This window comes from Vibrio xiamenensis (genome assembly GCF_900100015.1).
GTDB lineage: Bacteria > Pseudomonadota > Gammaproteobacteria > Enterobacterales > Vibrionaceae > Vibrio > Vibrio xiamenensis.
The window spans coordinates 285,588-304,508 of the sequence record NZ_FNDD01000001.1 but is presented as its reverse complement, the minus strand read 5'-3'; the positions used below and the strand labels follow the sequence as shown (position 1 = coordinate 304,508).

General features: G+C 48.4%; 18 protein-coding genes and 1 pseudogene. 10 read left to right on the top strand and 9 right to left on the bottom strand.

Annotation, left to right across the window (positions count from 1 at the left end; translation table 11 throughout):
- Positions 1–93 precede the first annotated feature (93 nt).
- Complete coding sequence (gene rluF / locus BLS03_RS01325; RefSeq protein WP_093268784.1) at positions 94–1,137, top strand: 23S rRNA pseudouridine(2604) synthase RluF; 1,044 nt, start codon at positions 94–96, stop codon at positions 1,135–1,137.
- A 92-nt stretch (positions 1,138–1,229) separates the two neighbouring features.
- On the opposite strand, the gene upp is transcribed toward rluF, so the two are convergent.
- Positions 1,230–1,856, bottom strand: a complete 627-nt coding sequence (upp, locus tag BLS03_RS01320) for a uracil phosphoribosyltransferase (RefSeq protein ID WP_093268591.1) — start codon at positions 1,854–1,856, stop codon at positions 1,230–1,232.
- A 348-nt stretch (positions 1,857–2,204) separates the two neighbouring features.
- On the opposite strand from upp, the gene purM reads away from it, so the two are divergent.
- The 4 genes from purM (at position 2,205) to BLS03_RS01300 (ending at position 4,565) form a co-directional block, all read left to right on the top strand.
- Entirely contained in the window at positions 2,205–3,245 is a 1,041-nt protein-coding gene (purM, locus tag BLS03_RS01315; RefSeq protein ID WP_093268588.1) for a phosphoribosylformylglycinamidine cyclo-ligase, read from the top strand.
- A gap of 2 nt (positions 3,246–3,247) precedes the next feature.
- Entirely contained in the window at positions 3,248–3,886 is a 639-nt protein-coding gene (gene purN / locus BLS03_RS01310) for a phosphoribosylglycinamide formyltransferase (RefSeq protein WP_093268586.1), read from the top strand.
- Between the two features lie 281 nt (positions 3,887–4,167).
- Positions 4,168–4,374 (top strand): YaeP family protein, encoded by a 207-nt coding sequence (locus BLS03_RS01305; RefSeq protein ID WP_093268583.1) that lies wholly within the window; start codon positions 4,168–4,170, stop codon positions 4,372–4,374.
- Positions 4,374–4,565 carry a DUF4250 domain-containing protein gene (locus BLS03_RS01300; RefSeq protein WP_093268580.1) on the top strand — a complete coding sequence of 64 codons (192 nt, stop codon included), beginning with the start codon at positions 4,374–4,376 and terminating at the stop codon, positions 4,563–4,565. The genes BLS03_RS01305 and BLS03_RS01300 overlap by 1 nt, the downstream gene beginning before the upstream one ends.
- An 87-nt stretch (positions 4,566–4,652) precedes the next feature.
- Here BLS03_RS01300 and purL read toward each other — a convergent pair whose 3' ends face one another.
- The gene (gene purL / locus BLS03_RS01295) at positions 4,653–8,546 is read right to left on the bottom strand and encodes a phosphoribosylformylglycinamidine synthase (protein ID WP_093268576.1); all 3,894 of its coding nucleotides are present in this window, start codon (positions 8,544–8,546) and stop codon (positions 4,653–4,655) included.
- 294 nt (positions 8,547–8,840) lie between these two features.
- On the opposite strand from purL, the pseudogene mltF reads away from it, so the two are divergent.
- A pseudogene (gene mltF / locus BLS03_RS01290) lies at positions 8,841–10,289 on the top strand (membrane-bound lytic murein transglycosylase MltF); the annotation flags it as partial.
- A gap of 524 nt (positions 10,290–10,813) precedes the next feature.
- Entirely contained in the window at positions 10,814–10,945 is a 132-nt protein-coding gene (locus BLS03_RS26005; protein ID WP_281241225.1) for a hypothetical protein, read from the top strand.
- A gap of 30 nt (positions 10,946–10,975) precedes the next feature.
- Here BLS03_RS26005 and tadA read toward each other — a convergent pair whose 3' ends face one another.
- A complete protein-coding gene (tadA, locus tag BLS03_RS01285; RefSeq protein ID WP_093268572.1) occupies positions 10,976–11,542 on the bottom strand; it encodes a tRNA adenosine(34) deaminase TadA in 567 nt (188 codons plus the stop codon).
- An 80-nt stretch (positions 11,543–11,622) separates the two neighbouring features.
- Complete coding sequence (locus BLS03_RS01280) at positions 11,623–12,498, bottom strand: LysR family transcriptional regulator (protein ID WP_093268570.1); 876 nt, start codon at positions 12,496–12,498, stop codon at positions 11,623–11,625.
- 118 nt (positions 12,499–12,616) lie between these two features.
- Here BLS03_RS01280 and BLS03_RS01275 point away from each other — a divergent pair, with 118 nt between their 5' ends.
- Positions 12,617–13,747 carry an S-(hydroxymethyl)glutathione dehydrogenase/class III alcohol dehydrogenase gene (locus tag BLS03_RS01275; RefSeq protein WP_093268567.1) on the top strand — a complete coding sequence of 377 codons (1,131 nt, stop codon included), beginning with the start codon at positions 12,617–12,619 and terminating at the stop codon, positions 13,745–13,747.
- Between the two features lie 66 nt (positions 13,748–13,813).
- Positions 13,814–14,656 carry an S-formylglutathione hydrolase gene (gene fghA / locus BLS03_RS01270; RefSeq protein ID WP_093268565.1) on the top strand — a complete coding sequence of 281 codons (843 nt, stop codon included), beginning with the start codon at positions 13,814–13,816 and terminating at the stop codon, positions 14,654–14,656.
- A gap of 71 nt (positions 14,657–14,727) precedes the next feature.
- Here fghA and BLS03_RS01265 read toward each other — a convergent pair whose 3' ends face one another.
- From BLS03_RS01265 to BLS03_RS01250, 4 genes are read right to left on the bottom strand one after another with little or no spacing between them, the layout of a single operon-like run.
- Positions 14,728–15,195: a type IV pilus modification PilV family protein gene (locus BLS03_RS01265; RefSeq protein WP_143015578.1), complete on the bottom strand. Its 468-nt coding sequence runs from the start codon at positions 15,193–15,195 to the stop codon at positions 14,728–14,730.
- Complete coding sequence (locus BLS03_RS01260; protein WP_143015577.1) at positions 15,185–16,516, bottom strand: hypothetical protein; 1,332 nt, start codon at positions 16,514–16,516, stop codon at positions 15,185–15,187. The genes BLS03_RS01265 and BLS03_RS01260 overlap by 11 nt, the downstream gene beginning before the upstream one ends.
- Positions 16,513–17,175, bottom strand: coding sequence for a PilW family protein (locus tag BLS03_RS01255; protein WP_143015576.1), 663 nt, complete (start codon positions 17,173–17,175; stop codon positions 16,513–16,515). The genes BLS03_RS01260 and BLS03_RS01255 overlap by 4 nt, the downstream gene beginning before the upstream one ends.
- Positions 17,141–17,650, bottom strand: coding sequence for a GspH/FimT family pseudopilin (locus tag BLS03_RS01250; RefSeq protein ID WP_093268557.1), 510 nt, complete (start codon positions 17,648–17,650; stop codon positions 17,141–17,143). Before BLS03_RS01250 ends, BLS03_RS01255 begins: the two co-directional genes overlap by 35 nt.
- Before the next feature lie 133 nt (positions 17,651–17,783).
- On the opposite strand from BLS03_RS01250, the gene BLS03_RS01245 reads away from it, so the two are divergent.
- Positions 17,784–18,182, top strand: coding sequence for a type IV pilin protein (locus BLS03_RS01245; protein ID WP_093268555.1), 399 nt, complete (start codon positions 17,784–17,786; stop codon positions 18,180–18,182).
- Positions 18,183–18,239: 57 nt separating this feature from the next.
- Here BLS03_RS01245 and BLS03_RS01240 read toward each other — a convergent pair whose 3' ends face one another.
- Positions 18,240–18,917 (bottom strand): DUF1989 domain-containing protein, encoded by a 678-nt coding sequence (locus BLS03_RS01240; protein ID WP_093268553.1) that lies wholly within the window; start codon positions 18,915–18,917, stop codon positions 18,240–18,242.
- Positions 18,918–18,921: the final 4 nt, after the last annotated feature.

Below are 18,921 nucleotides of genomic sequence, written 5' to 3'. Positions count from 1 at the left end.
CGGGTTTGGTGCTAATATCCACGCCCCGATAAAAGCAGCTGTAGGCTGCTTTTTATGTCAACAGCCGTTGTGAAACGTAATAAAGAGCATGCTATGTCACAAGAATCAGCCAAACGTCTCAATAAATACATTAGCGAAACGGGCTTTTGTTCGCGTCGCGAAGCCGACAAACTGATCGAGCAAGGTCGCGTTACCATCAATGGTCGCATTCCAGAAATGGGCACCAAGGTGTTGCCTGAAGATGATGTGTGTGTCGATGGCAAGCCCGTTGCCAGCAAAGAAAAACCTATCTATATCGCCCTGAATAAACCCACCGGCATCACCTGCACCACCGAGCGTGATATTCCGGGTAATATCGTCGATTTTATCGGCCACAAAAAGCGCATTTTTCCTATTGGGCGTCTAGATAAACCGTCAGATGGTTTGATTTTTCTGACCAATGATGGCGACATCGTCAACAAAATTCTGCGCGCCGGTAACAACCACGAAAAAGAGTATGTGGTTCGCGTCGATAAACCAATCAGCGATGAATTCATTCAACGCATGAGCTCGGGTGTGCACATTCTTGATACCGTAACCCTGCCGTGTGAAGTCAAAAAAGAGACCAAATTCTCGTTTCGAATTGTGCTCACCCAAGGGTTAAATCGCCAGATTCGCCGTATGTGTGAAGCGCTTGGTTACGAAGTGTATAAACTGCGTCGAGTGCGCATTATGAACATCAGCCTGGATGGCATTCCTAACGGCGAATGGCGCTATCTCACCGATGCCGAAGTGGCTGAGATTTTGGCGATGTGTGAAGACTCAAGTGGCACCGAAGAAGCGTCTAAAACCGATGTGAAAGGGCGCAAAATTCGCAAAGCCACCGATGCGAAACTGTTTGACAGCCGCGAAGAAAATCAAAGCTCAACCGCCAGACGTAACAGCACTAAACGCACCTACAAAGGCAACAATGCCGAAGAGTTTCGCCACGCGCCTAACTCGAAAAAATCGCGCGGCGAGCAGCGCAATAGTGGTGGCAACAATAAATCCAAACCGGCCACCAAAGGCCGCGGTGGCAAACCGAATTCGCGTCCAGCCGATACCCAGCGCCCAGCCAACAAACCGCGCGTTGGCGGAACGTTGAGCTTGAAGAAATAACCCTGAACTCGTTGACACATCGTTAAGTCAACCATCGTCCAGATCAAAAAAGGGAGCCTAAGCTCCCTTTTGTCATCTTCGGTATCGGTGAATTATTTAGTACCGAAGATTTTATCACCAGCGTCACCGAGACCTGGGACGATGTAACCTTTATCGTTCAGCTTTTCATCGATTGCGGCGGTGTAAAGCTCAACGTCTGGGTGGGCTTTTTCTAACGCCTCAATCCCTTCTGGTGCAGCAACAAGAACCAACACTTTGATCTGCTGACAGCCTTGTTCTTTAAGAAGATCAATGGTTGCGATCATCGAACCGCCAGTGGCTAGCATAGGGTCAACCACGAGCGCGATACGCTCTTCGATGTTAGAAGTCAGCTTGTTAAAGTACGGTACAGGTTCAAGCGTCTCTTCGTCGCGGTAAATACCCACCACACTGATACGCGCACTCGGCATGTGCTCAAGTACACCGTCCATCATGCCAAGACCGGCACGTAGAATCGGCACAACCGTCACTTTCTTACCTTTAAGTTGGTCAACCTCTACCGGGCCATTCCAACCATCAATCGTGACTTTTTCGGTCTCAAAATCAGAAGTCGCTTCGTAAGTGAGCAAGCTACCAACTTCAGTGGCTAATTCACGAAAACGCTTAGTGCTGATATCACCCTCTCGCATAAGACCCAATTTGTGTTTTACTAGCGGGTGTTTTACTTCAACAACTTTCATTTTGTTCTCCGACAATAGGCAAAATTTAATCAAACCTGCTGATTATATACGATATCGCTGCAAATATCTTGAACTATCCCCGCCTCACTCGGCGATGAGACGAATTACCTTTTTAGTGCGCTAAAAACCCGCTGCCACGCTCGATATCAGCGCATATTCTTCGCTCAATTTTCACTACAAAGCGTACTTAAAAGCGCCAAAAACTAACGATTGCTGACACTCGCTGGGTACGAAACTTCCTTTTGACGAAAGGAGAATAAAAAAACTCGCGCAAACGTTTGCTCTTTAACTTTATACACTGTTAGAATAGCGCCGTTTTCATATCCACAGATAACCGAGGACTTCCCTGTGAGCGGTAATAACTCTTCACTTAGTTACAAAGATGCCGGCGTTGATATTGATGCAGGTAACGCGTTAGTCGACCGAATTAAAGGTGCTGTAAAACGCACTCGTCGCCCAGAGGTCATGGGTGGTTTAGGCGGATTTGGCGCCCTATGTGAAATCCCAACCAAATATAAGCACCCGGTACTGGTTTCAGGTACAGACGGCGTAGGAACCAAACTTCGCCTTGCATTGGATATGAAAAAACACGACACCATTGGTATCGACCTTGTCGCTATGTGTGTCAACGATTTGATCGTTCAAGGTGCAGAGCCACTGTTTTTCTTAGATTACTACGCAACAGGTAAACTGGATGTCGATACGGCTGCCAACGTGGTTTCAGGTATCGCAGAAGGCTGTATTCAATCTGGCTGTGCACTGATTGGCGGTGAAACTGCCGAAATGCCTGGTATGTACGAAGGCGAAGACTACGACGTTGCCGGCTTCTGTGTTGGCGTCGTTGAAAAAGAAAACATCATCGATGGCAGCAAAGTTCAAGCCGGCGACGCATTGATCGCCGTTGGCTCAAGCGGCCCACACTCAAATGGTTACTCTTTGATTCGTAAGATTCTAGAAGTGTCTAACGCGGATAAAAACGAGCAACTTGAAGGTCGCAGCATCGGTGAACACCTACTCGAACCGACAAAAATTTATATTAAATCTGCACTTAAAATGATTGCAGAACACGACATTCACGCAATTTCACACATCACTGGCGGCGGTTTCTGGGAAAACATTCCTCGCGTACTGCCAAAAGGTACCAAAGCGGTTATCGATGGTAGCAGTTGGGAATGGCCAGCGATTTTCAACTGGCTACAACAAAAAGGTAACGTCGATACACACGAGATGTACCGTACCTTCAACTGTGGTGTCGGCCTTATCGTTGCATTGCCAAAAGCGCAAGCAGACGCAGCCGTTGCTCTGCTAAAGCAAGAAGGTGAAAACGCTTGGGTTATCGGTGAGATTGCAACCGCACAAGATGAAGAAGAACAAGTAGAGATCAACTAAGCATGAAAAGTATTGTTGTTTTAGTTTCAGGAAATGGTTCCAACTTACAAGCCATCATTGATGCCTGTGAAACCAACATTAGCGATGGCAAGGTAACGGCTGTTTTTTCAAACAAGGCAACAGCTTATGCATTAGAAAGAGCCAAAAACGCTGGCGCGGCTGGCGTGGCTCTTGATCCAAAATCGTTCGATACTCGCGACGCATTTGACCACGAATTAATGCGTCAAATCGATGAGTTCAAACCTGACCTTATCGTGTTAGCCGGTTATATGCGAATTTTGAGTAATGAGTTCGTGCGCCACTACATGGGCCGTATGATCAACATTCACCCGTCGCTACTGCCCAAATATCCAGGTCTCAACACTTACCAACGTGCGATTCACGCGGGTGACGAAGAACATGGCACCAGCGTACATTTCGTGACTGAGCAGCTTGATGGCGGCCCGGTGATTCTGCAAGCCAAAGTGCCTATCTTTGATGAAGATACCGTCGAGACACTGACAGCAAAAGTTCAAACCCAAGAACACAAGATCTACCCTTTGGTGGTGAAATGGTTCGTTGAAGGGCGTCTTGAAATGAAAGAAGGTAAAGCGTTTCTGGATGGCGAATTGCTGGGCATTCATGGTCACGCTGGTGATTAACCACTGAGTTAAATTCGGCATAATCGCCGCAGTTAAATGGTTTCGAAAAGCGAGCTTGTTGCTCGCTTTTTTATTGCCTCAAAAACCTTATCGATATTAAAGCAATCATAGTTTTCGCTGCTTTGAACATCAAAATCTACCCCCCATACTTTGATAGTGACGGTGGTGATAATTCCACCAAGCAGTTCGCTTATTTGAGACAGAACAAGCTCACACTTTGTGTTTAACTAGAGCAATGTGTATATTTGAGAGTAGTTATCATTTAGTAGTAGGAATTATCCATGCAAGTATACGATTGTTGTGACCTTGTCCGTGAGTTGTACGCTCAGATTGGAAGTGGTGATCAAGGCTATGTCCCTAAAGCGATTGGCTGTGCGCTACGCGCGCTTAACGACATCGCATCTGACACCTCACTCCCTCAACCGACACGCGAGAAGGCCGCTTTTGCTGCTGCCAATCTATTAATTTCTGACTTTGAGGATAAGTAATGAATCTGGCCAATTTTGAAAAAATGGACCCAAATATGCTGATGAGCATAGTGAACATGAAGCTACGTGATAACTTCTCAGGTGACTTGGACAAACTGGTGAACTACTTTGACATCGACAAAGAATCATTGGAAACCAAGCTCAATAAAGCCGGTTACGACTTTCTCCCAGAAGCCGGACAGTTCCGCTAAGCGCATCAAACCTTAAAAACACAAAAGCCGTGGCAACTGCCACGGCTTTTATTTATCTACGAAAAGAGGTTTATCTGCTAATCAAGATTAACCTAGGTTCTTACGTGCGTTTTGGAACATACGCATCCAAGCACCGTTTTCGCCCCATCCTTCTGGATGCCAAGAGTTAGCCACTGTACGGAACACACGCTCAGGGTGTGGCATCATAATGGTTACGCGACCATCTTGAGTGGTTAAACCGGTGATAGCATTTGGCGAACCATTCGGGTTGTTTGGATATTGCTGAGTTGGGTTACCCAAGTTATCCACGTAGCGAATCGCCACCGTACCCGATTGCTCAAGCGCGGCAAGATGCTCGGCATCGCGCACTTCAACGCGGCCTTCACCATGTGATACCGCGATCGGCATACGCGAACCTTGCATGCCATCAAAAAATACCGAATCCGACTTTTGCACTTCAACTAAGCTAAAGCGCGCTTCAAAACGCTCAGATTCGTTGCGCACAAAGCGTGGCCATAAATCAGCACCAGGAATCAGTTCTTTCAAGTTGGACAGCATTTGACAGCCGTTACAGACACCAAGTGAGAATGTATTGTCACGGTTGAAGAAGCCTTCAAACTGGCTGCGAGCTTGTTCGTTAAACAGAATCGATTTCGCCCAACCTTCACCAGCGCCAAGTACGTCACCGTAAGAGAAGCCGCCACATGCAACCAGGCCGTGGTACTCATCAAGTACAGCTTTACCGGTTAGGATGTCGCTCATGTGAATATCCGTGGCTTCGAAGCCAGCGCGGTCAAACGCAGCAGCCATTTCAACGTGCGAGTTAACGCCTTGTTCACGCAGCACAGCCATCTTAGGTTTCGCACCTTTGGCAATATACGGCGCTGCCACATCTTCATTGACATCAAAGCTGAGTTTGACGTTCAAACCTGGGTCTGAATTGTCTTGCTTAGCCGCAAACTCTTGGTCCGCACAGCTTGGGTTATCACGCAGCGCCTGCATTTTATGCGTGGTTTCAGCCCAAATCGTGCGTAGCTCGCTGCGAGAACGTTCAATAACAACGTCGTTCGCAGCAGTAATAACAAAAGTATCGCTGTCGTTAACTTCACCGATGACGTGTGAACATGTCTCAAGACCATATTGCGCCAAGGTAGCATTCACTGCATCTAAATCGCTGTTGCGAACTTGAATCACAGCGCCAAGCTCTTCGTTAAATAGTGCCGCGAGGGTATCTTCGCCAAGCGCTTCAATATTAGCCTTAACACCACAGTGACCAGCAAACGCCATTTCAGCGAGCGTCACCAATAGACCGCCGTCACCTTTATCGTGGTATGCCAGCACTTGATCGCTTGCCACCAACGCTTGAACCGCATCAAAGAAGCCTTTTAGCTGCTCTGCGTTATCAACATCAGCCGGTTTGTCACCAAGCTGTTTGTAGACTTGCGCCAGCGCTGTCGCGCCAAGACGGTTCTTACCATTGCCTAAATCGATAAGCACTAGGCTGGTATCGCCTTTGTCAGTCAGCAGCTGCGGAGTAATGGTTTTACGCACATCTTCAACACGAGCAAACGCAGTGATGATCAGCGACAGTGGCGAAGTCACTTCTTTTTCAACGCCATCCTCTGACCATTTGGTCTTCATCGACATTGAGTCTTTACCTACTGGGATGGTCAAACCAAGCGCTGGACATAGCTCTTCACCCACCGCTTTTACTGCTTCATAAAGACCAGCATCTTCGCCTGGGTGGCCGGCTGGAGACATCCAGTTTGCCGACAGTTTAATACGTTTGATATCACCAATATTGGTTGCTGCAATGTTGGTTAACGCTTCACCAACCGCTAAACGCGCAGAGGCGCCGAAATCAAGCAGTGCCACAGGCGTACGTTCACCCATCGACATCGCTTCGCCGTGGTAAGTGTCATAACTTGCCGCAGTTACTGCGCAGTTGGCCACAGGAACCTGCCAAGGGCCAACCATTTGGTCACGCGCAACCAAACCCGTTACCGAGCGGTCACCAATGGTGATAAGGAAAGTTTTTTCTGCCACGGTTGGCAGACGCAATACGCGCTCAACCGCGTCGTTAAGCTCAATACCGTCACGATTAATCGCTGGGTTATTCACTTTTAGAGACGTCGCTTCACGATGCATTTTTGGTGTTTTGCCAAGCAGAATGTCCATTGGCATATCAATTGGTGTGTTATCAAAGTGCGAGTCTTCTAGCACTAAGTCACGCTCTTCGGTTGCGATACCCACGACCGCATACGGCGCACGTTCACGCTGACAGATAGCATCAAACACGTCCATTTGCTCAGGCGCAACAGCAAGCACATAGCGCTCTTGCGATTCGTTACACCAAATTTCAAGCGGGCTCATTCCTGGCTCATCGTTTGGTACATCACGCAGTTGGAAACGTCCACCACGTTCGCCATCATCCACCAGCTCAGGCAATGCGTTTGAAATACCGCCCGCACCGACATCGTGAATAAACGCAATTGGGTTATCGTTACCCATTTGCCAGCAGCGGTCGATAACTTCCTGACAGCGTCGCTCCATTTCTGGGTTTTCACGCTGCACAGAAGCAAAATCAAGATCTTCAGCCGATTGACCAGACGCCATAGAAGACGCCGCGCCGCCGCCAAGACCGATATTCATCGCAGGGCCACCTAACACAATCAGTTTGGCGCCAACCGGAATTTCTTTCTTCTGTACGTGCTCGTCACGAATGTTACCCATACCACCAGCGATCATAATCGGCTTGTGGTAGCCGCGAACTTCTTCGCCAGCGTGAGAGTTCACTTTCTCTTCGTAAGTACGGAAGTAACCAAGCAAGTTTGGACGACCAAACTCGTTGTTAAAGGCAGCGCCGCCAAGTGGGCCTTCCAGCATAATATCCAGCGCGTTAACGATGCGACCTGGTTTGCCAAAATCGGTTTCCCATGGTTGCTCGAAGTTTGGAATACGCAAGTTAGACACAGTAAAGCCAACCAAACCTGCTTTCGGTTTGCCGCCGATACCAGTTGCGCCTTCGTCTCGAATTTCACCGCCACTACCTGTGGATGCGCCCGGCCAAGGAGAAATGGCAGTTGGGTGGTTATGGGTTTCCACTTTCATCAAAATATGCGCGTCTTCTTGATGATATTGGTATTGACGCGACTGTGGATTTGGGAAGAAACGCCCCACTTTTGAACCTGTCATCACCGCAGCGTTATCTTTATATGCCGATAACACGTGATCTGGCGTGGTTTCAAAGGTATTTTTGATCATTTTGAACAATGATTTTTCTTGCGCGACGCCATCAATGGTCCAATCGGCATTAAAAATCTTATGACGGCAGTGCTCTGAGTTTGCTTGGGCAAACATCATTAGCTCGATGTCATTTGGGTTACGACCAAGCTTGGTGAAGTTCTCAACCAAGTAGTCAATTTCATCTTCTGCCAGTGCAAGGCCAAGGGAAACGTTTGCTTTTTCAAGCGCGCTACGGCCCCCGTTTAACACGTCAACTGGGGTCACAGGTGCAGGCTCTGCCTGAGTAAACAGTGCTGCAGCCGCATCGAATTCAGTAAATACCGTTTCCATCATGCGATCGTGAAGTAAGCCCTTCACAATTGACAGTTGCACGTCGCTTAAAGGAGAAGAAGATTCAAGGTAATAAGCCGTTCCGCGCTCGAGGCGCTTCACTTTGGTTAAGCCACAGTTGTTAGCAATATCAGTCGATTTTGAAGACCAAGGCGAGATAGTGCCTGGACGAGGCGTCACTAGAAGTAGCAAACCTTGCGGTTCGTGTTCTTCAATAGTTGGGCCGTAGGTTAGAAGTTTCTCTAACTTCTCTGATTCTGTTTGATCCAAATCAGCCGTTAGATGAGCAAAGTGCATAAACTCTGCGTAAATTCCCGTAATCGGGAGTGCTTGTTCACGACACAGTTCCAACAGTTTACTTACTCGGAACTCAGAAAGAGCTGGGGAGCCACGCAAAATTCTCATGTGCTTAGGTCTCTTATACGATTGATTAAGGTAATATTGGAATAAATTCAGTTAGTTATGAACAAAAAACCAAGAACTCATACCGATTTCACCTTGTATTTCGGGCGCATTATATCGGAATTATTTTTGTGATGTAACACCAAACGCAACCGTTTGCGTCATTTTTTTTGTCAAATTTGAATTGCGGCAGGTTCGGCTAACAGCTTGGACAATAAATCACCACAGAGAGAAGTCTTACTTGCGATGTGAACTGGCTCTGTTATAAATGCCCTACCGGATAGTGAGAATCTCTTGATGAATACCCATTACCAAAAATTTTTACGCTGCAGTCTGAGCATTTTTGCCACTTTACTTTTCCTGACGGGCTGCCAAATTGAATCGAACCCAAAAAGCGCTCTCGACAAGATTCGCGAACGCGGCGTATTGCACGTCGGTACCCTAAACAACCAACTCTCTTATTACATTGGTCCAGACGGCCCTGCCGGTCTTGATTACGAAATCGCGCGCGAGTTCGCCAACCAGCTTGGCGTTAAGCTGGAAATGAAACCCGCGTATCGTATCTCTAGCCTTTACCCTGCGCTGGAAACTGGCGAAATTGACCTAATCGCCGCTGGCCTTAGTCAGTCGGAAGATCGCGTGCGCCGCTTTCGCACCGGACCTGCGTATTACTATGTCAGCCAGCAATTAGTGTACAAAAAAGGCAATTGGCGGCCGAGAAACATTGAGCAGTTAGTGGCTAGCCTGCCTGAGCTAACCGCCGCTAACCAAGGCCACTCAGTACTGAATATCGTTGGCGACGCCCACTTTAATCGCACACTTTCAGCGATTCAGTTCCAAAACCCTGATTTTGAATACAAAATTTCTCCAAATGCCGATGTTAATGACTTACTCAAGCAAGTCTCTGAGGGCGATCTGATGTTTACCGTGGCGGATTCTGTGGAAGTGTCACTTTCCCAGCGCGTCTACCCTGACTTAGCCGTGGCGTTTGAACTCACCGAAGACCAACCCGTGTCTTGGTTTACTCGTCGCTCTGGTGACGAAAGCTTGTATGCTTTGATGATCGAATTCTTTGGTGATATGAAGCAATCTGGCCGCTTAGCCAGCCTTGAAGAGAAATATTTAGGCCATATCGGTACGTTTGATTATGTCGATACTCGCGCCTTTATTCGTTCACTTGAAACCCGTCTACCGAAATGGTCTCCGCTGTTTAAAGAGTATTCTGATGAATTTGACTGGCGTTTAATTGCCGCGTTGGCTTATCAAGAATCGCACTGGAACCCGCGCGCCAAATCACCAACCGGTGTACGTGGCATGATGATGTTGACGCTACCAACGGCGAAAAGTGTTGATGTGACTAACCGCCTTGACCCTGAGCAGTCAGTACGCGGCGGGGTTGAATATCTACGCCGCATGGTGGCACGTATTCCAGACAGCATTAACGAGCACGAAAAAATTTGGTTTGCTTTGGCATCCTATAACGTGGGTTACGGCCATATGATGGATGCGAGACGTCTGACCAAAAAACAAGGCGCCAACCCAGATTCCTGGGGCGATGTGAAAGATCGTCTGCCACTGCTGCGCCAACGTAAATACTTCAGTCAGACTCGTTATGGCTATGCACGAGGTGATGAAGCGCGTAACTATGTCGAAAACATTCGTCGCTATTATCAGAGCATAATTGGCCACGTCGAGCAGCAATCACCCGATAGCAGCGATGTGGACGTCAATGATCTTACCGTGATTACGCCTCCGCAAAGCGTTATCTCAGCTGCAGAAGCCGTCAGTGGCGCGCAAAGCCTGATTGAAGAAGAGTCACCGGAAGTGCCACTGGTCGATGAAGAAGCGCTTGATAGTGATGACCAAGATCTGGAAGAGAATGGTGAAGTTAATCCTGATGAAAAAGACACTCCAGTCTCACAACCGCAGCCAAACAGCCATGTATCGGGAAGTTAAAGGGAAATTTCACTAACTCGCCGATAACCTGCAAAAAAATGAGGGGAACATGCGTTCCCCTCTTGATATTCACAGCCAATATCCCTACATTATTCTGCGCCTAACCAATGGCGACAATTAGCCATAACAGCCTTTCTTTTAGAACACGATTCTGCGTCAAACTTCGATACCACTTAACTTAAATTCCATTGAGTGCTGAAGTGCGAGCGAAACACAACTAAGTTGAAAGGACGGGCTAAATCTAAGATGGCGCAAACACTAAACGCCATTTTACTGATTGGTTGAATATTACGTTGGAAACTGGGAGGAGCTCGATGAGAACTCGTCGTGTACAAGCAAAACGCTTGTATAAAACCGTCTCTGCTAACCGTCGTAAACGCAAGCTAGCCAATAATAAAAAGAAAATTATTTGGCGACACAGAGCCTTTATGCAGTTGTTAGCTTAAATTAAAGGAAAGTAAACACCAGCGCGGTGTTTACTGACCTTTATTATCCCGCTTGGCTTTAGCATCTAAATTCGATTGCACTTCACTTTCATCACTCGCTTGTTGCGCCTGACGAGCCGCTTTGATCTCTTTACGACGACGCTTAAAAAACGCTTGCAACTGCTCACGGCACTCTTGCTCAAGTAATCCTGCTTCCACGCTCGCATAATGAAATGCCGCATCGCTGGCAAACAAATTCAACACCGTACCGGCAGCGCCAGCCTTTAAATCCGGTGCACCGTAGACAATGCGTTTGACTCGGCTATGCAGCAAAGCGCCCGCGCACATTGGGCACGGCTCTAAAGTGACATATAAGGTCGTATCAAGCAGACGATAGTTTTGCAGCACTTGCCCCGCCTGGCGCAGAGCCTGCATTTCTGCATGCGCAGTGGCATCGTGGTGAGAAATAGACTGGTTCCATCCTTCGGCAATCACTTCACCATCACGCACTAACACCGCGCCAACCGGCACTTCGCCTTGTTGTTCGGCTTGCGCCGCAAGCGCCATGGCTCGGCGCATAAATTGGTGGTCTTGCTGGCTAAAGTTGACGTCAGACATGTGGCTATCAATTCAATCTATTTGGCGAAAGTTGACGCGAAGTATACCGTTTTCGCAGGTCTAGCTTAAGCGCTAAATCATCAGCGCCCTTTTAAGCCTTGAACTAAATGTTCCAGCAGCATTTTGGTCTTGTGGGGCAAAAAACTTTTCTCCGGATACAACGCCCAAATGCCCTCTTCTTTTTCACGAAACGGCAACAACAGTTCGACTAAGCTACCTTGCTGCAAATCTTGGTGAACATACACATCCGGCAACTGGGCAATCCCGACCCCTTTACGCGCCGCCATCGCGAGAAAATGACCGCTGTTACAGCGAAAACGGCCATCAACACGAATTTGGCGATGCAAACCTTTTTCACTAAAACGCCAATAGGGTTGCGAGCCGACCAAGCAGTGATGGGAGGCAAGCTCTGCCAGCGAGTGCGGTTGACCATATTGCGCTATGTATTCTGGGCTGGCACAAACATGCATTTGGCGCGTACCGAGTTTTTTAGCAACCAAATTGGAATCAGATAAATTGCCAAGGCGAATCGCCAAATCAAACCCACCTTCGACGATATCGAGCTGGCGATTGGTCAGTTCAATATCAAGTTCCAGATCACTGTGCTGAGCGGCAAAATCGGTCAGCAGTGGCGCCAACTCGTTTTCTCCAAAATAGACCGGCGCGGTAAGGCGAATTTTCCCTTTGACCGCCGATTGCAGCTCAGTTAACGCGCTGTTTGCGGTCTCAAGCCCAGACACCAATTGCTTACAATGGTGGTAATAAAGTTGGCCAGCTTCAGTAAGCGCGACTTTACGTGTAGTGCGTACAAACAATTTCACCCCAAGGTGGGTTTCTAACCGCCCGATCCGACGACTCACCTGCGCAACGGAAGTTGAAAGCTGCTGCGCCGCGCGCGTAAAACTCTCAAGCTCTGCCGCCGCAACAAATTCTGAAATGCCTTCCCACTGACTCAATTGGCCTCCGATTATTACAAATACGTAATAGTGTTTTGCTTTTGAGGCGTATTATAAAACGATAAAAAATAATTAAACTAGTCTTGTATTATTCAGCCAACAACACGAAGGAAATCCAATGACTGATAAATTCATCAAATCACGCGCGGCGGTGGCTTGGGGACCAAACCAACCTCTGAAAGTCGAAGAAGTCGACGTTATGCTGCCAAGAGCGGGCGAAGTTCTGGTACGAATCGTGGCAACTGGCGTTTGTCATACCGATGCATTTACCTTGTCTGGTGACGATCCTGAGGGTGTATTCCCGGCAATTCTTGGTCATGAAGGTGGCGGTATTGTCGAAATGGTTGGCGAAGGCGTCACCAGCGTTGAAGTTGGCGATCACGTGATCCCGCTTTACACCGCCGAATGTGGTGAGTGTAAGTTCTGTAAATCAGGTAAAACCAACCTATGTAGCGCAGTACGCGAGACGCAAGGTAAGGGCCTAATGCCGGATGGCACCACGCGTTTTTACAAAGATGGCGAACCCATTTTCCACTACATGGGTTGTTCAACCTTCTCTGAATACACAGTACTGCCTGAAATTTCACTGGCTAAAGTGAACAAATCAGCACCGCTTGAAGAGGTCTGCTTACTCGGCTGTGGCGTGACGACAGGTATGGGCGCTGTGCTAAAAACCGCGAAAGTGGAAAAAGGCGACAACGTGGCGATCTTTGGTTTGGGCGGCATTGGTCTGTCTGCCATCATTGGTGCGCGTATGGCAGGCGCAGGTCGCATCATTGGTATCGACATCAATGAGAGCAAGTTTGACCTCGCCAAACAGCTTGGTGCAACCGATGTCATCAACCCGAACGACTACGATAAGCCAATCCAAGAAGTGATTGTTGAAATGACCGACGGCGGCGTTGAGTATTCGTTTGAGTGTATCGGCAACGTCAACGTGATGCGCAGCGCGCTTGAGTGCTGTCACAAAGGTTGGGGCGAATCCGTGATCATCGGTGTCGCTGGTGCTGGCCAAGAAATTTCTACGCGTCCATTCCAATTGGTAACGGGTCGTGTATGGCGCGGCAGCGCATTTGGCGGCGTTAAAGGTCGCAGCGAACTGCCTGGTATTGTTGAGCAATACTTAGCTGGCGAATTTGGCCTGCAAGAGTTTATCACTCACCGCATGGGGCTAGAGAAAATCAACGACGCGTTTGACTTGATGCACGAAGGCAAAAGCATTCGCAGCGTCATCATGTTCGATCAGTAATTAGCCAACCGAAAAGGTCACAGACCAAAGGCCCGTTATACGGGCCTTTTTATCAAGGAGCCATGTATGAGTCTTGCTTTACATAGCCAAGCCAAAGTGTTTTCCGGCTGGCACAAACAATACACTCACACCTCAGATGTCCTCAATTGCGATATGCGCTTTGCGATTTTTCTTCCCGAAAGCGCCAGTTTTGATAGCCCAGTTCCGGTACTGTATTGGCTGTCTGGACTGACCTGCACTGACGAAAACTTCATGCAAAAAGCCGGTGCGTTTCAAAAAGCGGCCGAACTAGGCATTGCGATTGTCGCGCCAGATACCAGCCCACGCGGCGAAGGCGTGGCTGACGACCCTGAGCAAGCCTACGATTTTGGCCTCGGCGCAGGGTTTTACCTCGATGCCACTCAACCGCCATGGAATCAGCACTACCACATGTATTCTTATGTGACCAAAGAGCTGCCAAAACTGATTGAAGCGCATTTTCCTGTCACCCAAGTGAAGTCAATTTCTGGCCACAGTATGGGTGGTCATGGCGCGCTAAGTATCGGCCTGAAAAACCCGCAGCAATATCGCTCGATTTCAGCATTTTCGCCGATTGTGCATCCAAGCATTTGCCCTTGGGGCAACAAAGCCTTCAGCCACTACTTAGGCGATGATAAAGCCACTTGGCTGGCTTATGACAGCTGTGAACTACTGAAAAACAGCACACAATCTGTGCCAATTTTGATTGACCAAGGCGAAGCCGACAACTTCCTTGCTGAGCAGCTTAAAACTGAATATTTTGTCGCGATTGCTGAGCAAATGGATCGTGATATCGAAGTGCGCATGCAGCCCGGCTACGACCATAGTTACTTCTTTATTCAAACCTTTATCGCCGAGCATTTGGAATTCCACGCCCGTTACCTCAAATAGACGCGGCGATCCCAGATGATGCGATAAATGCAGCAAAAAAAGCTTTTGGTCACCAGTAGGCCAAAAGCTTTTTAAGGTTCAAACTCACTAAATTGCGACAGCAACGTTTGCGCTGAAATATGTTGCTGCGCGCCGTGCCTGTCCTGCCACCACGCCTCCATTTCAATCACTTTCAACGACCCTGACAGCGCGATTGTCGGTACGCTCCAACTTAACTTATAGACGGGATGAGTAGCATCTTGGCCATCTCGCACATCACTGGCAAAGTCGGCAACGCTGATAGATGACAGCGCCGTTGAAGCGCCGCGCGAGGTAAACCACTTAAGCTTGGCATCCATGACTCGAAGTGCCGCTTGGCTATGCTCAGCAAACTCAGCGCGCTTGGTTAACTCAGTTTGCATACGCATCATAGCCAGCCCAGATATCGCGATGAGCAGCATCGCAATCAAGACTTCAACCAAACTAAAACCGCCTGCTCGAACAGGGTTACGGCAATGGCTTCGGTCACGAAAATGGAAATTACCTTGTCTATTTGGCATACCAACTGCCCTCGCGCCACTTAGCATCAATCAGTCTTGATAACGGCGCATTCAGCAAATCTTTGTCTAACGTCACGGTTAAAGGCTCTGCGTATAACGACCAATAGCTCGGCGTGTCGAGCACCAAGCCACCACGCACATTCCACTCACCATTCGAAAAATACGCCACGTTATCAAGCGCAAGGCTTTCCTCACCGCTGACCAAACTTTCAAGCTGGGCGTATTGCTCTGCCGCCATCCGTTGCCAATCGTCAGCGACTTGGGCGTCAAATGCTGCGCTGTCTTCCACTAAGTGATAGAGCAAACCATAGAACTGACCATCACCGCTTAAAGAAATAACGCCGCCGTGCACGACTAAAATCACGCCATGTTCTGCGCCGCCAAGCGCTTGCGATGCTTGCTCAAGAGCAAAAAGATCATCGTTGTCCAAATGACAACTTCCGTACACCCAAATCAAGTTTTCGCCGCCTTGCAGCGCGGCTTCAATGCGCTCACCGCAGTCACTGACCAAGCTTGGTTCAGGCAAGGTTTGCGCGCTAAACAGCATATCACCACCGCTAGTCGTCAGTGGCGTGACGGCAATTTTGAAAAACTCACGCTGCGCCATGACCTCAAACCACTGCGCTCTTGGCACACCAAACAGCGATTCAAAGCTCGCTAAATTGGGCTCGTAGCGAATGTCTTGTTCTAGTTGAGTGGAAGTGGTACCTACCTCAAGATGCAAAGGCGTTGTAAGAGACAACTCGGTTTGATACTCACTGCCGCAGCTTTGCATTAACCCAAAACCAGTATACGGACTATCGATGTCACTTAAGCCAAGGTTTTGTACTTCACCATGCATGAAAAGCGCGCCGCGATAACGCAATATCGAACACGCCCACTCGCTATCATCAAGCGGTAAATGGGGCTCTGGGCTCACCACCAGCCCATTGGCTAAATACAGATGGGAGCTTGCCTGCACGGCACTCGGGTTGGACGGCGTCGCAAGCTGCAAGGTTTTACTTACAGTGGCAAAACTGGATTTCGCCACGATTGAAAAGACTTGATGACTCAGTTGAGTGACTTCAATTTGGCTTTGCCCCAGTACTTGGCATTCAGCTAAGCTCTCTTGCCACAATAACGGCGCCAATCTGGCAGCGCTAAATACACACTCAAGCGCGCCTTGCGCTTGCCAAAACTGCTGGCGAGCAGACACCTCATTGTTGGCGCGCTTGATTTGATACAACACGCTTTTATAACTGGCCAATGTCAGCAATAACGCCGCCGCCAGCAGCATACTGGTAATGAGTAGCGTCGCAATCCCCCTTTGCCCTCGCCTCATTGCCAATTGTCACTATGAATCTGCAGTGATAGTTGCTGCGTCACCTGCGGCCATTCGGTCAAAGCTGCGTTAAGGGAAAGCTCAACACTTTGGCGTTTAGCGTTCTCACCGACGAGCGATCCGCTTGTGACGCTAAAGCTGGTGATATTAATAAGATTGGGATCAAATAGCGCGTAACAATATCCACCAGATCCTGATGCGGCGGCGGATACCATGGTCAGCAGTTGTGCAGACGATTTCTCGCAAATTTTAAGGCTGTTGTGTGTGCTAGATAGCGCCTCTAGCCGATACACCACATGAAATAAGGGGTCACTTGTGGGCTCAGGTTGGCGATACACAAAACCTAAGGCGCCAGAGCTAACCGTGAGAATATCACTGGCCGCCGATAACTTGAGTGAGTACGCTATCTGACCGTTATAGCCCGCGCGTTCGGCATCTTCTTTCAGCTGCGCCATGGCTGAGCTTAGATTTTGACTCAGCATCAACTGACGACTGAGCGACAAAGCAGAATTTTGGCTACTGATAAACATACTGCCGATCACACCAATAACCAGCAAAGAGAGCAACGAAGCGACCAATAACTCGACTAGGGTGGCGCCGCGCTGAGCAAGCATCACGTGGCAATTAAGAGGCGCAGTTTGGGTAACCGTAAGCCGCACCGTGTTCTCCGCAAATTTTAATTCGGCTCGCACCGTAAGAGGTCGACAACTTCAGCGACTTAGTTTGCAAATTGACTTGATGAAACTCGATTGAACCATTGTTAATTTTGCCGCGTACACCATCAAACTTGATTTGGTCAGCAGCAAAGTTAGGAATGACTTCAATTTGCGCGTATGGCGCGCCAGAAAAACGCATTAGAACTTCACCATCTTCGTCTTGAGAATCGGTGAGCTGAATCTCCCATTGCCCTTGTGTAGCCTCAGAGTTGGGCATCACAAAATGCGCCCACAAGTCTTGGTTACGATAAATCGCTTCGGATTTGGCTTGGTAGAGAAAGCCTTGCAGTGAACTGGCTAAGCTGGTCATCTGCGCTTGGCCTGACAATGCAGAAAAGTTAGGCAATGACACGCTGAGTAAAATCGTCATCACCGCAATACTGATAAGTAATTCAAGTATGGTAAACCCACGACTCATTCCCAAAATCCTTTTCAAACAATGAGCTGTCTATAACTTTGATGCTTTAATCCTACCAGTAACTCGCAATCACGTCGCACATTCGCGTCGACAACTCGAATAATTTCGAAAAAATAGCTGCAAGGAAACAGTGATGAAGAACAAAGGTATGACCTTGGTCGAGTTAATTATAGCGGTGGCGATTATTGGTGTTCTCGCATCCCTTGCCTACCCCAATTACAGCCGCTACGTACTCGAAAACCATCGCAAAGCGGTGCAAACCGATATGGCTAGAATTCAACTCCAACTTGAGCAAAACTACTTAGCTGGCTATCAGCTCAGCGGCATTATCTCCTCTGGAGAGTGTATGATTTGTGCCGGCGATGCCAGTCGCTATCAGATTAGCGTTTCAGCCAGTACTCACAGTTACACCATTCTCGCCAATCCTAAAATCTCAAGTGGCCAGCATCTCGACCGCTGCGGCGAATCGAGCTACCAACAATTGACGCTCTCCCACAACGGATTATCCACACCGGATGAATGTTGGCGCTGAACATCGCGCGTAAAAAAGCCTGCTTAAAGCAGGCTTTTGGCTGACTCATCGTATCCGTTATGCGGGATTGGGCACCCAAGCACCTGTCACTTCTGGCTGAGGAAAGCCGCTAGTAAGCACACGTAAATAAGCGTCTTTTGGCGTGTTATCGCCTTGGCCTTGAATGCTGACAATATCTTGTGGGCAAGCGGAAAACGCCACATAGCAATCCATCTCGGCGCGCAGTGTTATATAATCACCAGGACGCGTCACTGTTGGCAAAGTGTTTAAGGTAATACCGTCTGGCTGGACTTGAATATTCATGAAAATATTCAACGACGCCAAATTACCATGTGGCAATGTCACGCCCAGTTCTTGCATCGCTTCATGCAAATTATCGTGGCAATTACGGTGTGGTTCAGTACAACCCAAAAGCTCATAACGTCTTGCATCACAAGCCGCCATAAACGAATCATGAACACCGGGAGAAGTGTCTTCAACCAAGGTTAGAATCGGATGGCGTTGGTCGGTAATAAAGCTATCTCCAACCACTGGATTTAAACGCTGATTCCACACCCGAGTCGCTTCCATACACATGTATTCGTTTATATCAGCGGCGTTATATGCCCAGCAGTCGACCACTTGAGTGCCATGCACATTCACTACTTGAACTGCTTCGCCTTTGGCTAAGCGCACCGCTTTGCCATAACGAGCAGGAATCGTCATTTCTTGACGACATACTATTTCATTACTCATTCCA